General features: G+C 52.5%; 12 protein-coding genes, 1 tRNA gene and 1 pseudogene. 9 read left to right on the forward strand and 5 right to left on the reverse strand.

What is annotated here, in order from left to right; genetic code table 11:
• The first annotated feature begins 2 nt into the window (after positions 1-2).
• Positions 3-635 carry a phosphoribosylglycinamide formyltransferase gene (gene purN / locus P8N76_01880; GenBank protein ID MDG2380399.1) on the forward strand — a complete coding sequence of 211 codons (633 nt, stop codon included), beginning with the start codon at positions 3-5 and terminating at the stop codon, positions 633-635.
• Between the two features lie 19 nt (positions 636-654).
• Here purN and P8N76_01885 read toward each other — a convergent pair whose 3' ends face one another.
• Positions 655-1,407, reverse strand: coding sequence for a hypothetical protein (locus tag P8N76_01885; GenBank protein ID MDG2380400.1), 753 nt, complete (start codon positions 1,405-1,407; stop codon positions 655-657).
• A 1,209-nt stretch (positions 1,408-2,616) separates the two neighbouring features.
• On the opposite strand from P8N76_01885, the pseudogene P8N76_01890 reads away from it, so the two are divergent.
• Positions 2,617-3,309 (forward strand): annotated as a pseudogene (locus tag P8N76_01890) (WbqC family protein).
• Positions 3,310-3,942: 633 nt separating this feature from the next.
• On the opposite strand, the gene P8N76_01895 reads toward P8N76_01890, so the two are convergent.
• Positions 3,943-4,140 carry a hypothetical protein gene (locus tag P8N76_01895; GenBank protein MDG2380401.1) on the reverse strand — a complete coding sequence of 66 codons (198 nt, stop codon included), beginning with the start codon at positions 4,138-4,140 and terminating at the stop codon, positions 3,943-3,945.
• Between the two features lie 751 nt (positions 4,141-4,891).
• Between P8N76_01895 and P8N76_01900 the strand changes: the two genes are divergently transcribed.
• Positions 4,892-4,965: transfer RNA gene (locus P8N76_01900), tRNA-Met, on the forward strand.
• A gap of 337 nt (positions 4,966-5,302) precedes the next feature.
• On the forward strand, positions 5,303-6,004 hold the full coding sequence (locus tag P8N76_01905) for a hypothetical protein (protein ID MDG2380402.1): 702 nt from the start codon (positions 5,303-5,305) through the stop codon (positions 6,002-6,004).
• On the opposite strand, the gene P8N76_01910 is transcribed toward P8N76_01905, so the two are convergent.
• Together P8N76_01910 and P8N76_01915 are read right to left on the reverse strand one after the other, a co-directional pair.
• On the reverse strand, positions 5,985-7,211 hold the full coding sequence (locus tag P8N76_01910) for a LamG domain-containing protein (GenBank protein ID MDG2380403.1): 1,227 nt from the start codon (positions 7,209-7,211) through the stop codon (positions 5,985-5,987). The genes P8N76_01905 and P8N76_01910 overlap by 20 nt on opposite strands.
• A 446-nt stretch (positions 7,212-7,657) precedes the next feature.
• A complete protein-coding gene (locus tag P8N76_01915) occupies positions 7,658-8,104 on the reverse strand; it encodes a hypothetical protein (protein MDG2380404.1) in 447 nt (148 codons plus the stop codon).
• Positions 8,105-8,214: 110 nt separating this feature from the next.
• Here P8N76_01915 and P8N76_01920 point away from each other — a divergent pair, with 110 nt between their 5' ends.
• The 4 genes from P8N76_01920 to P8N76_01935 all read left to right on the forward strand — a co-directional run bounded on the left by P8N76_01920 (position 8,215) and on the right by P8N76_01935 (position 11,042).
• Positions 8,215-8,550, forward strand: a complete 336-nt coding sequence (locus tag P8N76_01920; GenBank protein ID MDG2380405.1) for a nitroreductase family protein — start codon at positions 8,215-8,217, stop codon at positions 8,548-8,550.
• Between the two features lie 134 nt (positions 8,551-8,684).
• The gene (locus P8N76_01925) at positions 8,685-9,647 is read left to right on the forward strand and encodes a PEP-CTERM sorting domain-containing protein (GenBank protein ID MDG2380406.1); all 963 of its coding nucleotides are present in this window, start codon (positions 8,685-8,687) and stop codon (positions 9,645-9,647) included.
• A gap of 170 nt (positions 9,648-9,817) precedes the next feature.
• The gene (locus P8N76_01930; GenBank protein MDG2380407.1) at positions 9,818-10,420 is read left to right on the forward strand and encodes a hypothetical protein; all 603 of its coding nucleotides are present in this window, start codon (positions 9,818-9,820) and stop codon (positions 10,418-10,420) included.
• A gap of 88 nt (positions 10,421-10,508) precedes the next feature.
• Positions 10,509-11,042, forward strand: a complete 534-nt coding sequence (locus P8N76_01935; protein MDG2380408.1) for a hypothetical protein — start codon at positions 10,509-10,511, stop codon at positions 11,040-11,042.
• A gap of 652 nt (positions 11,043-11,694) precedes the next feature.
• Here P8N76_01935 and P8N76_01940 read toward each other — a convergent pair.
• Positions 11,695-11,916, reverse strand: coding sequence for a hypothetical protein (locus tag P8N76_01940; GenBank protein MDG2380409.1), 222 nt, complete (start codon positions 11,914-11,916; stop codon positions 11,695-11,697).
• Between the two features lie 388 nt (positions 11,917-12,304).
• Between P8N76_01940 and P8N76_01945 the strand changes: the two genes are divergently transcribed.
• Positions 12,305-13,798 (forward strand): gamma-glutamyltransferase, encoded by a 1,494-nt coding sequence (locus tag P8N76_01945; GenBank protein MDG2380410.1) that lies wholly within the window; start codon positions 12,305-12,307, stop codon positions 13,796-13,798.
• The last annotated feature ends 410 nt before the right edge of the window (positions 13,799-14,208 follow it).

Consider the following 14,208-nt stretch of genomic DNA (forward strand, 5'->3'; position numbering starts at 1 on the left):
GGGTGAGCAATGAATCTGGCTGCCGCCTCGCGGTACTCATCTCCGGTGGCGGCACCACGCTACAGAATCTAATCCAGAAGGTTCAGGCCGGAGAACTCGCAAACATCGAGATCGCGAAAATCATTTCTAGCAGCGAGAAAGCGGGCGGATTGGAGTTTGCCAAGCAAGCAGGCATTCCTTTCCAAGTGGTGCGGGCAGGACGGCAGCCCGACGCCGAGAATTTCAGTCGCCAGATCTTTCAGCCGCTACGCGAAGACAAAATCGATCTGGTCATGATGGCTGGCTTTTTGAAACACGTCTTAATCCCCCCCGAGTTCGAGGGACGCGTGCTCAACATTCACCCATCATTGATCCCCGCATTCTGCGGCCAAGGCTATTATGGCCAACGCGTACACACAGCGGTGCTAGAACACGGAGCCAAAGTAACTGGCTGTACGGTACACTTTGTCGACAACCAATACGATCATGGCCCGATCGTTTTGCAACGTGCTGTCGAAGTCAAAGAGGACGACACGCCATCCAGCTTGGCCGCCCGAGTCTTTGAGGAAGAATGTCAAGCCTACCCCGAAGCAATCCGACTCTTCGCCCAGGGGCGACTTCGGATTGACGGCTCACGCGTCGTCGTGGACTCGTGAAAAAAATTTGAGTCACTGGTTACCGCAGTTGCTCAACATCAACCAGAGCATTCACGAGTCGGCTTCCGCCCGAGCTTCCTGAATAAGCTTGAATGCCCTGTTTCAAAACGCGAATCCCAAGCTCACGATTTCCGCGGACTACTAATTCCTCGGCCACTAATTGATATAAAGCCACACTTGCCTGCTCACTGTGCGTCGCCGAGAATTCGGTCAGAGCAGGCAAGACCAAAGACAAGTCGGCCTGACCCAAATCGATCTCGTGATAAAATCGCAACGCTTGAACCTGATCTAAATCGTCCAACGAACGACTCTGAACCACCTCGGTGCAGATTTCCAGAAAACTGTCCGAATGAATTGCTGGCTGCATCTGAGCCGCCATGAAATGAATAATCAAATGAGAGAGTCGTGTACGATGCTGGTCCGCAGGCGTCAGAGCCTCGTTTTGTGAAAGCAACTCAAAAACATGATCTGTTTCCATCACGACTGCTGTTAGCTTTGCCGAGTTGATCGGGTGACGATGCTTTTGCCAGGTGGCAAATTCCTTCGACACAATCTCATTCAGTGACTCGAAAGTCGATTGCTGCATGGCAAGCGGTGAGACCGGCTTCGCAGCGACTTTCTTCAGCCCAACCAGATGTTGTTGCAACGACGCAAGTGAGTCACTGAAGGAATGGGGCGTCATCTTCGAGTACTGATTTGCAGCGAGTGCGACCAGCCCGACCATAACGGCCGGCATCAAGCTGCGGAGGTGCGAGTTTTTATTACGACCCATTTCAAATCTCCTCAACTACTTTCTGATTCATTACAGGACGACCTACAGTCAGTAAAACTGTAGCTTATCGCTGAAATCAGGACGGCCTCCATTGCCAATCGCCAAGGCCCCGCAAGCCCGTTCCACACGGCCAGGGCTCGGCCGCACTCAGGATGTTTGGCAAGATGATGCGGCCTCGGGGCCCACCTACTGCTTAATCTTTTGACTGCCCGAACTTGGACATTTTTCAATGTGCGACGCACTTGGACGGATAATGCGGATAGTAACGTGAGATCGGTGGCAATCGGAGGGCCAGATGGCTCCCAATCCGGCCAGCATCGAAGCGTCCAGCGGTTGGTATCGCAACTCGTCGGCCAGGCTGCGGAAGGCGTGGAATTCTGCGACAGTTACGCGTCTAGCTCCCCTTTACTTTTGCCCGCACTTTGCCAATCTCCTTAGGGATCCGAGAAAGCTTCCCACCGTCGCACTCACCAGATTCAAGTGACCGAAGAAACGGTTTTTGGCGGAGTAGCTCAGTTGGTGAGAGCAGCGGAATCATCATCTTGGTAGTCGCAAGTCAAGGTCCGCAGTTTTCTCTTGTTTCCCCGCACTTTGTGACTCATCCAGCGCACCAAAGAGCACCCGTCATCTCTGGTTGTACCATCGCGATGGTTTATCCCACCAACATCGCGATGCACGTCCAACAGTCATCCAGGGCACACTGACCAAGGGTTCAGTTTTATCCATGGGGATCGATCAAGTTGGCAGTAGTTTTGGCGTCGCTCGCCAACGCTGAATTGGCAGATGTCCATGTACCAGTTGCCTCCTGCTCACCAGTGCGGGTCCGTAGCGCGGCCGGGATGGCCTCCATTCCACGAAGGACGAAGATCTTGACCGCTCTACCATCGCACGACATAGTCGAGTCTTTGCTTATGACGCCTTTCGTGCACGGAAAACTGGCTTCACATTCCTCAGCGCGACAATTTCCGTTTTTGCCGGACTCACACGGCAAGAACACACACACAACCTTTTTCGCGTACTCAACTCATGTCGGATGAAAGACTCCCTGCTGGTATATCTGTGGTCGTACCTATTTCCAACAGTCGGGACACAATTAAGCTGCTAGTTGACGGGTTGGCAGAAGTGCTGCCGCGGCAAGCACAAACCTTTAAGTAAATTCTGGTTAACGACGGCTAAAGACTCTTCCATAGAAAAGTGAGGGGTGCCCTGATGAAGTGTGTAATTCACCAACCTTCATATATTCCCTGGCGGGAATATTTCGACCAAATTCAGCAAGCGGATGTCTTTGTATTCTACGACGACGTACAGTACGACAAATATGGATGGAGAAACCGGATCAAGACAAACGACGGTTCAAAGTGGTTGACTATCCCCATCCACAGCAAGAGAGCAACCGATGGGGTCCCCACCATCAATCAGATTCGAATCGACTGGGACAAGCATTGGTCACGTTCTCATTACAAGACCATTCGCCAGTCTTAGAGTAAGGCACCTTACCGGGTAGAATACCAGGCGTTCTTGGAAGAGTTCTACCAGCATCGTACAGAGCTACTAGCCGATTTCATCATCGACTTGACAGTAACAGTTGCGGAGTGGCTGGGAATCAAAGGAACTAGCTTCATGCGATCCTCGTCTCTCCCAGCTGAGGGGCAGAAGTCTGACCGATTGCTCAGCATCTTGCAACATCTGGGTGCCGACCACTACATCTCCGGTCCCTCCGCGAAATCCTACATGGAAATGCAGAAGTCCGAGGGTATCAAAGTCGAGTACATGGCCTACGATTATCCGGCGTACCCTCAACTGCACGGGGATTACGAACCGCAGGTCTCGGTCTTAGATTTGTTGTTCATGGTCGGTCCGAACGCGGACAGGTACATATGGAGCAAAGAGGTACCGCGATGAGAAAGATCGGTTATGTTGGATTTGGAGATGTGGGCCGACAAATTCAGGCCTTTGTGCCTGTGGCGTGGAGCGATGAAATTCATGAGCTCTTCTTCGATGACGAATTGTGGGAGAAAAGGGCTTCAAACAGTTTCGCTTTTTCTTCGTACTCAGACGATGAGTTTGGCGATTGCGAGTTTTTTGTGTGCCTGGGCTACAAGCATTTGCCGAGACGGGCTGAGATCTGCTCGTATCTTAAAAACTCAGGTAGAAGCCTGCCAAACCTAATTCATCCAACGAGCTATATCCACCCCCGGGCAAATCTTAGTGAAGGGGTTGTCGTTTATCCCCACTGCATAGTTGACAAAGGAGTAAGCATCGAAGACGGCGTTGTTGTATCTCACGATTCGGTAATCGAGAAGTGCTGTTTCCTCGCTCCTCGTGTGTGCATTTCTGGATTCTGCAACATAGGATCGTGCTCATTCCTCGGCACGGGAACGGTTACTGCGAACGGGATGCATGTGGGTAAGGAATGCACGATCGGCATTGGGACGGTGGTAACGAAAAACGTTCCACACGGCACCAGCTGCATTGGCAATCCGATGCGGTTGTTATCACGTCATCTGTCTTTGTGACCAAAGGACTCAAGCGACATTAAAACGCTTTCGATGGGGATGGCGATGTCAAATTTTCTGTGGAGCGTGCGGGCAGACCGCCTGCGGTCCATTGGTTGTCGTAGAACGGATTCGTTCGATGGGCTGACTCAACAATTCGCATGACGGCTTGTCGATGTGCTTCACGTTTCCAATCGTGCGTGTCTTGTTGCGGTTGATCTTTCTTTTCTTCACTCATGGTAATATTCTCTTCTCGTACAAGAAATAAGCCCACAGAGGGCGGTGGTAATGAAGCGGGCACCTGGACAACAGGTAATTCCGCGCGACATCGACGCACACGCGTGCCGGTTGTTGACGTAGTAGATGGCACCGCCACCCGAGGCCGCGAATTATCGCAGCGTGATGTCTGAGGTTATTCGTGCCCTGGCCTTGCAGCAGGGCAAGAATCATCCTCCTTGATACGAGATGAGAGTTGTTTTCGGATTGCGACTTGTTCGGCAGCGGTCAACTCGACCGGCTTGATCCAGCCGTCGCTGGTAACCATGAACATTCGATTCACTTCGGGGAAGCGAATCCTCCCGGACCCCTCATGTTAGCGACAGCGGTACACTTACCGCTGAAGCCGATTTCAAATCCAAGATTGTTCAATTCGCGACGGATGCGCTTGTCGTCTGAAGACATTTGTTTGATGGCATCCACCAATCACCGGATAAAGTTCCTGATGAAGACTACGATCGGAACAAAGAATCCTGCAACTTGTCTGTACGGCCCGCGTTTCAAATAATCTTTCAGGTCACTCACAGGCCCGCATCCCCAGTAGATCATCCATGATGTTGCGCTGTGAGGTACGATTACCGAGAACGCGGTTGTACCATCGGATTGCATCTGCGGTTGCACCATCGCATTCACCATCTCATAATGTAAAATCTGTACTGGTTACTTCGAGCACAGCTCGACAACTACCTGTTTTCAAATGATTTTCTAAACTTGGCGGAGTAGCTCAGTTGGTTAGAGCAGCGGAATCATAATCCGCGTGTCGGGGGTTCGAATCCCTCCTCCGCTACTACCCCCGTTTTCTGCTCATCCCTTAAAACAAGTGGTCAAAGTGCCGCCATCGCCTTAAGTCCTTTCGTGCTGTTACCTTTATGAGACAGTTATGAGACACTTGCAGGGTGCGAATGAGGGTGCGGATTTTAAGCCGCTTGCGAGATCCGCACCCTAACGGTCAAAATGCGCACCCTCATGGTGTTTTGAACTCGCAAAATAAGTGGTTAAAATATTGGGTACTCCGCATTGATATGCCGAACACCTGATATTCGAGAAACCCGCCGATTATCGTCATCAGGTTCTCTTTAAGGGACGTCTACACTCACTCTACTGGCTACAGGAGCAGAACTTGCATGGCCACTCTCGGGGGAATTGTTGGACTACTGGCTATCCTTGGCCTGATCGCCGCCATCATCCTCCGCACACGCTACTACGAAAGAAAGCGAACTGAGGCCATGGCCGCGGCAGCCGCAGAAATCGGGCTCGAATTCTCTGCTGATCAGGAGGACGCCCTGGTCGAAACGCTCCAAGTCTTCGCCCTCTTCACCAAGGGGCATAGACGTAAGATGCGCAACCTGATGACCGCCGAGACCGAGTTGGTAACCCTCACCATCTTCGACTACCGGTTTACCACCAGTGGCGGCGAGCATTCAACGACCCACCATCAAACTGTCATCTTGATGCAGTCGGATTCGCTTGACTTGCCAAGGTTCCGGCTCAAGCCAGAACGATTTTTCGATAAAGTCGGAGCAGCGATCGGATTCCAGGACATCGACTTTGATGAGAACCCGGAGTTCTCTCAGGCATTCACTCTGAAGGGGGATGACGAACCGGCCATTCGAACTTTCTTCGACCAAGAGATGCTGGCGGAATTCGTCAAACACCAGGGAGTCGCCGTGGAAAGTGATCGCGGTCTCTTTATCTATTACCAGACCGGGCGAAAAAAACCGGAGGAAATCCGCCAATTCATGACCGATGGCTACGCAATCTATTCCGCTTTCGCGGAACGCCTGGAACGCTCGGCGGCTGATTTTTTCACAGCCTTCTCCGCGTAAGGGCCCACAACATGGTCAACCAAACCGCACACGCAAATGTAGGTTCGGGAACAGCAGCGGCCATTGGCCGTTCGCCGGCCTCGTAGCCGCCATCCGCAAAGGCCAAAACCATGTCACCGCTGCCGAACATGCGATCACCATTCCAGTCGCCTTCGCCCCAATCGGCATTTCCACCATTTTCATATTTTCCCGCGCTGAAAACGGTAACTAAGTCGCCCGAATTAAAAAGCCCGTCCAAGTTAGCGTCGCCGAACCACGTCCCCTTGAGGACCGTAACCCAGACCGTTCGGTCCTGGTCATTTACAAAATTGTCAGAGTTGACGTCAAACTCAGGCACATTGTTTCCGGCGCGCACCTCCGCTGAAAGTGCATCGATATCGTCCGTGTCCAGCATTTCATTTCCGTTAAAATCGCCCGAGGGTCGCACCGGCCTCATGGCGATGGCAATGTGGTTGTTGATCTGCTCTTCGCTCAATCCATGCGGATAGATCGCGATTTCATCGAGCACGCCGTCCCAAGCAAAACCGCTATCGGGACCACGCGTCCGGGCTAGGTACCACAGTCCGTCGTCGCCACCAGCATCCCCAAGCACGCCGCTGAGGGCAATCGAATTCCCAGGCACACCATCGAGGTAAACGGTGCCCATTTCATCCGCATAGACTCCGACAACGTGGTGCCATTCTCCTCGTGACATGGTTTGATCGCTGTTCGGCCCAGCAAAACCATTAACATCGTTGCGAAGTGGAAATTGAAGAAAGTCGTTTAACTCCGCAGTCACGTCCAGCTCGTAGCTGCCGTCCCACCGAGCAATAACGGGAGCAAAGCTGCTGGACGAGTCCACGTCCAGATTAACCCAAGCTTCGACCGTAATCTCATCACCAGGATGTTGAGGTGTGCCGAGGGCTACGTGAGTCCCGTTGGCTCCGTCAAAACGTGATGCTTTGCCGAGGCCGGGAAACGCGCTAGGTACACCTAGCGTGACACCCCCTTCGTACAGGCCTGGATTGTTGGTTTGAGCCGGAACGCTACCGTTGGCTGGTTGATCAGGAATCTCATCTTTGGCTAGCTGATCGGTCGCCGTTTCCTCAAATCGCCAGTAGTGAATCGCGCCATCGGAGATCACCTGCTCGGCATACGTCTGAGCAAATGCATCCAGACACATTAGCATCAAGATTGCAAGGCTGGCACAGCAAGATCGAATCATCATTGCATCGCTCCAAATTCTTCGGGCCATCGCATGTCCATTTCAAACAGTTGCGTGAAAGACGGCACGAAAGCTGCTGTAAAAAGGACCGGAAAACTTTCTTGTCTTGGACTAGCGCTACCCCTTAAGATATCAGGCTATCAAGGCAAATGTCGATTGAAAATCTGAAGGCGAACTCAAGTTGGGCCGCACCGATGATAGTCGCCATCTTTGAGTAAAGCATCGCTTCGATGCCTGCAGTAAACGTTCGTTAGTCGCGACCGTGCCGCCACACCCTGGGAAAAGGCGGTAACCTACACGGAGCTGTCGCAAATCCCCATCTCGTCAATCAAAACCCCGAGAACTCATGCGAGATGCCGAGTAGACCACCCAGCTGTGCCTGGGCGAGCCGCTTGAGCGATGACACCTTGGAAGCTGCCCTTGCGTGCAAATGGTCACCGCCTACCTATTCAGCTGGTGCTGATGAGCGTGGCCTTCTGGATGTTGGTAATTGGAATTCCAAAGAGCGTCGCGAGTCGTTCCGCATGCTCGCGGCGGATGTCCATTTTTCGGTCACCAATCGAGTCAGTGGTACCTTCCCCGTTCGTGATGGTGCTTTCATGGTTGAAGTCGGTCACGGCTGTCGTCTTTTCGGTAAGTCGCTTGAGCAGGAACGGAACGAAAACGTACGGTAGACAAATGCATCGTGGCACACGTTGGCTATACAGCTCTACTAAACGCCCATCGGGACCGGCAACGACAGCCATGTATCCCCATTTTGTTTGCTTGGGTGATTTGATTACGCGACAACCGGTCGACTTAAGAGACGCGACCGTTTTGTCAACATCGCCAATCCCGAAGCCGAGACGAGTGGTGTGATCAGCCGACCTTTCTGCGGGTAAAGGATAGATTTCCACAACAGTTCCTCCGATTTTTTGCCGCGCGATCCGCATGCATAACCCACTGCGGCTAATCCGAAATTTAAACCGCGGTAGACTGTAAACGTCGATCCTCATGCTAAGACAAGGTGATATCAAAAAAGCATCTTCACTCCGAGCGACGGCAGTTTCTCAAGCTGAGCGCCAAGGCGACTGTCGTGGCAGGAGCTTCTGGTGAGGCTGACAATGTTCAAAACACCGACCCCGTCTGGGCACCTAAATCGACGGCGCTGGCCGGTGAAAACCTGATGCTTGCCCTGCGAGCTTTGGGGTTCGACAGTTGTCCGCTAAAAGGGATCGATACAACCCGCATTCGAAAGCTGCTGCCTCTGCCACGTGCGGCGGAAGTCTGCCTGGCTGTCTCCGCAGCTAACATTTTTCTGGAAAAAGGTCCGTGGCGGGGTGAAAGATTGAACCGTTCATAGAATGAAACAATCTTCCTCTTGGAAGACGAGTTTCCGACGAGCACAAATGGTTATTTGTTTTTAAAAAATTGACACTTGCGGTTGGCCTTCTTAAGATGGTCTCGCTATGGCTTTCGCAACTGAGGACAAATGCAATGAAGTATCCCTGTCTATTATTGGTTCTATGTGTAACCGGCACGCTTCTTTCTCAGCCTCCTCAAGTCAGCGCTCAGGTCGGCGCGAGAGTGGTCGGTTTATGGCAATTTAATGAAGCTGCACCCGGCACTGCAAACGATTCGTCCGGTTTCGGAAATCACGGCGTCGACATAGGCGTGGATACAGGACAGACGGGGCGCGTCCCAAGTATGCCCGATTTTGGCAATGCGCTCTCAGTGCGCCATAAGCCGATCGAAAAGACGGAGGGTGGTATACCGCAAAACGCAGCCCTTTCATACGTCGACGTCGACGGAAGCAGCTCCCTTCGCATCGGCCAGAGCGCGGATGATTCCTGGAGCATTACACTGTGGGCCCATCAGATTTCCAATGGCGGGGAATACATCGATCTCTACGGAAGATATATCGCTCTGGAGGAAGGGTTTCCCTTTTACTTTGATTCGGGAACTACCGGGGATGACCAGTACTACTTTTGGTCGCAAGACGTGCCGCCAGTTCGGGCCTGGATGAAAGGTGTCGGCGGGGAGCTGCCGCCCTCTGACGTGTTCGATCAATGGGCCCATTATGCGATCGTCTATGACGGCTCGGCGGCAGAAGACAACTTCAAGTTATACCGAGACGGAGATCAGGGGCCCAATGGAGGGCTACGGACCTGGACCGTGGATTCGGCACTGGAAGGCTTTGATGCCGAAGATGGAGTCCCTGGAGCCGTCCAGATCGGTGCGCAAACCCATCCTACGCTTCCCCCCAAAGACATGTCTCTACCTCGCAACTTCCATGGCAATTTTGATGACGTGGCAATCTTCAACGGGGCCCTCACGAAGGATGAGATCGCCACAATCATGGACGGCGACTTCAGGGCTCATGTTCCCGAGCCGTCCAGTCTCAGCCTGTTCGCGGTGGCGGTGACGGTGACAGGGCTTTTGTTCCGAAGGCGGCGCTAGCTCCTTGGCCTGTAACAAATATCGGGAGCCTGTCTAAGCTTGCAACTTATTTTCTAGCGTGACGACGTGGTAGCTTGGTGACTTATTCAGATATTCACCGAAAGTGAACTCGGATAAAAGCGCGTTTTTGGAATTGCCTGGCCATTGGTATCGTCGCGGCTTCGTTTCTAATGCGTCAAGAAGTATTGGCCCAACCGCTTGGACCGGAGGGGTTGCGCGGTGTGAATCAAATGCCAAATCCTAGCTTCGAAGAAGAGGGACCGGGCGGAGAAGAACATGCGTTGGGTTGGGTGGGTCGTCCGCCAGCGGAAAACCGGGGTTGGGTCACTCGCATTCAGGGTGAGGCCCGTAAGGGTGACTGGTCGATGGAGTACGATAACACAGCACCCAGCGATTTTGGTCAGTGGAAAGAGTTCAAGAATAATGATCGGTCGGAGCACATCGGCGGCACACTCATACTTCCTGATACTGGGCTGGATTTTACGTATGGGCCTCCGGATAACTGCCTTGCGTGCTATCCCGTCCTACCAAGTGAATCGTACACACAATCGGCGTGGGTCATGATGACTGACCCGTTCGTTCCGTCAGACGGTGCATCTATTTTAAGACTCGGAAGCCGACTTAACTTTGGCGGCGGTGCCGGCGGCGAGCCTTTGGATGATGATGGTAATTACGTATCCAATCTTCTTACCCCTCTTGACGACCTGACACTTAACGAATGGGTATTCTTTAAAAAAAACGTACATCCTGCCCAAACTTACTGCGAACGGTAGCGAAATATGGGCTGCCCAACCGGGGTGGAACATCGATCTGGGTGCCGGCAATTAAGAGAATCTTGACGGTAGGCTTATCGTCGACGATGTGTTTTGGGGGCTGACGCCTGAGCCGACGGGACTCTGTGATATCAACCGAGACGGCGTTTGCAACGTTGCCGACATCGACGCGATGACGCAGATGGTGCGTGCCGGCACTGCAACGCCCGACCAGCTTACCGGATTGATCCAGCGTCCGTCCCTCGACGGATTCAACACCTACTTGGGCGACGCCAACCTGGATGGCGAATTCAACAGCTGCGATTTGACGACGGTTTTTCAGGCGGCCAAGTATGAGCTTGACGAAGACGCTGGGTGGGCAGAAGGCGACTGGACGGGCGATGGCCAATTCGACACGGCCGACCTAGTTGCGCATTCCAAGACGGCGGCTACGAAATGGGGCCGCGAGCTGCAGTTGCGGCCGTCCCGGAACCATCATCCACAATCTTGCTGGCCATGGGGATCATCGGTGCATGTCAATTTCAAACGTCTCGATAGAGTTGAGCGTCAAGTCAGAAGTACCTATGGCGAAGAACCCCCGCAATTGAGTTCGGGCTTGTTGCTGTTGGGTGGATTTCATTAACCCATACGTATTACGGGACACGTCATCAATCGACCCTGTTTTTGGGACACGTTAAACGGGGCAAACTTTGTGCCCCGTTTGCTCATGAGAAGGGCCGCTCAGATTGCTGAACACCAGACTTCGCTGAAATCTGCCCCATCAATGGAAGCTGCCTGGGGCAAAGCAATCGGGATCGGACGTGAGCAGCGGTGACCACTCGGAAATCCCCTGCACCCCCACCAGAAATCAGCCTATCTGCAGACGTGGATAGAACCTATTCCGAGTCACATGCGCCGCGGAGTCTATATGTGACATGTTGCCGCCGGCTCGGCAACAAACGACATGTGGCGAGCGACTGCAAGAAGCACGTACAGATGCTGACGCGTCGGGAAGCGAGCCACGTGCTTAGCATGACCTCTTTTGGCGATCCCGATGGGAATGGAGTGTAGGCCAAACATCTTTGGGGCTCCGGGATCGACCGACGACAGCTGATGGCGATTCTTCAGATGAGGCGTTGAATGAAGAACGGGCAGAAGGTTCTTCAGTATCCGGTCACCGGTATTCACGAGAGGTCAACGCAGAGCCGTGGAAGAAGTCGACGAACCGGCTTCCTGCACGATTCTGCGTTTCATTTCACATCCTATTTCTGCAAGGAGAATACCCGATGGCCAATTTAGACAAGGCGAGCCGCCAACTGTTCCAACGCCAACCCGATGAGTGCTTCCCGTCCATTCCCTCTCTCTGGCAGCACTGTTTTCGGCAGAAGTCCAACCAGAGCGTCTACGTCCGTTTGACAATAATCGAGAAGAGATATCTTTTCAGCGAACGTGAACGGTCCACCCCGCATCGCCAGTTCTTGCAGTTCGGTCTTCTCGACGGCTGCGATGGAGTCCAAACCGTAGAACGCCAACGTATCAAGCAGGCCACGTCTTACATCGGAGCGCCCATTTGTGCGTACGCGTTGTTCGGCCCGAGTGTGGCGGCCAGATGAAGGTCGTGTCGTTCATCGAACCGCCTCAGGCAGACGTGATTGAAGAGATCCTCAACCACTGCGGTTTGTGGCAGTCTGCTACGCCGAGGGCACCACTAGACTGAGGCGTTCTTCCTGGGTAGGCTGCCGGAAATTAAATTTCCTATCAGTGCATAATAATATTGCCCCCTGATAAGTGAGGTAGCGGCAGCTTTAACCGCCTTGACGATATCGTGCTCTTGAGGATTAAGTAGGCGTGACATTATGGGCGTATGCTAAGGTCTCATCGATTTCAAACAAACAGGAGAACGACATGTCAGAGATAGATCCCTTATCGATGGCGGCAAGTCCTCAATCTGTTGCCGAGGGACATGCCGGTGTTGCGAGTGCTCATCCTTTAGCTACACAAGCAGGCATGGACTGTTTGCAAGCAGGCGGTAATGCATTTGATGCATTAATTGCAACCGCGATCACGCTGGTTGTAGTCGAACCTATGATGAGCGGTATTTTGGGTGTTGGCTTGGCCATGCTGCATTCTAAGAAAGAAGGCTCCAGCGTTTGTAACTTTTCCGGTCGAGTGCCGAAAAACTTTACTGCACCGGAGTGGAGTGAGAATAAAGCTGATGCTCTATCTATTGTATCGCCACAGGCGCTAGCAGGCTGGTTAGCTATTCATGAGAAATATGGAGTACTGCCTTCCAACAGACTTTTTGCAAGCGCTATTCAACATAGTGAGCGAGGATTTACATTAACTCAGGCAAACTGTTACTTTCTTAATTTGGCTAAAAAATCAGTCCCCAGAAATATGCAGTTTGACTATTACCAGTCGAAGAACTTTGAGGTGGGTGACAGCTTAATTCAGGTCAAAACGGCCGACGTGCTGCGTGCGCTTGCTGGAAATCCTCAGGCCCTTGCGCGCGGCAAAATAGCTGACGCCATTCAAAAGACGGTGAACGAGCATCATGGAGCACTTACGCTGGCGGATATCGAAAGCGCTCCCGTGTTATGGCAGTCCGCATTAGCTGAGGACGTGTTTGGTCGGCGGGTAGCGGTGCCGCCACCAAACAGCGACGCGTTTATCATATTACGAGCAGCGAAGTTGCTTGAGGCGACTTCGATTGATGCGCTGCAACACAATAGCGCGGAATATATCGACGCCGTTGCAGGCGTGCTTAAGCGAGTGATGAAGGAAGGGCGCAGCCTAGGCGGAGATCCGACAAAAATCGGACAAGAGTTTTCACCTGAAAAGCAACATACTACAACGCTGGTTGCTCGAGATGTGCAAGGCAATTGTGCGATTATGACTCAAACGCTCGGCGGTTTTTTTGGTTCAGGCATTTGGGTTGAGGAGTATGGATTACCGTTGAATGGGGTAGGCAGTTACTTCTTCGATGTTGACCAGAAAATACCTGCCAGTCGTCGAGTTGCGGCGGGGTCTCAGGTGCCCTGGAGTGTCTCGTTAGTACAAATTTTTGATGGTGATGATTTAGAATACGCATTTGGTACGCCGGGCGGCTTCACGATTCAGCAGGCAGAATTACAGGTGTTATTAAATCTGCTGGTATTTAAGATGTCATTGGCTGAGGCAATTGATACACCTCGATTTTTTCTTGATGAGCGCGAAGATATTACGTTAGAGGGGCGGTTTAGCGCTGAAGTCCTGTCTGGACTATCCGATAGAGGCTATGACCCAAAATGCTTAGGAGATTACTCATGGATGCTAGGCTGCATGCAAGGCCTCGCCTGTGGTGAAATGACTACGTTCGTTGGTGACGCCAGACGACATGCCGTAGCAATGGCTGTTTAGTTGTGCCTGTCGTACGCGATCTGTTTGAACAAACACGTTCGAATTTCACAAAAGATCTACCGTCCGGAGGCCCGACTTAGAGACCTGTATTTCTAGCGAGTCAAATTATGAGAATCTTGAGGTAGGATGGTAACCGTCGAAGCCTAAGATTGGTTCATGTCTGTGGGCCGGAACCGTGAACAGCGTCACGTCGTTGCGATCACCCGTGCCTTACGCGCCGATGGCTCCACAGTCCGGCCAATTTCTCTGTGACTCCTTGAGTCACGAATATCCCGAAAGTTCATCAGTCGGGAGCTCATTCTGCGTCGGCAGCTGCCGAAGAAATCGCCGGATACATCCCTCAATGGCTCTTTCCTCATCAGCAAAAACGTTTCCCGATCTGCAGTCCCCCCTGCCCTGACTTGGCACAA

Source organism: Pirellulaceae bacterium, assembly GCA_029243025.1.
Classification (GTDB): Bacteria; Planctomycetota; Planctomycetia; order Pirellulales; family Pirellulaceae.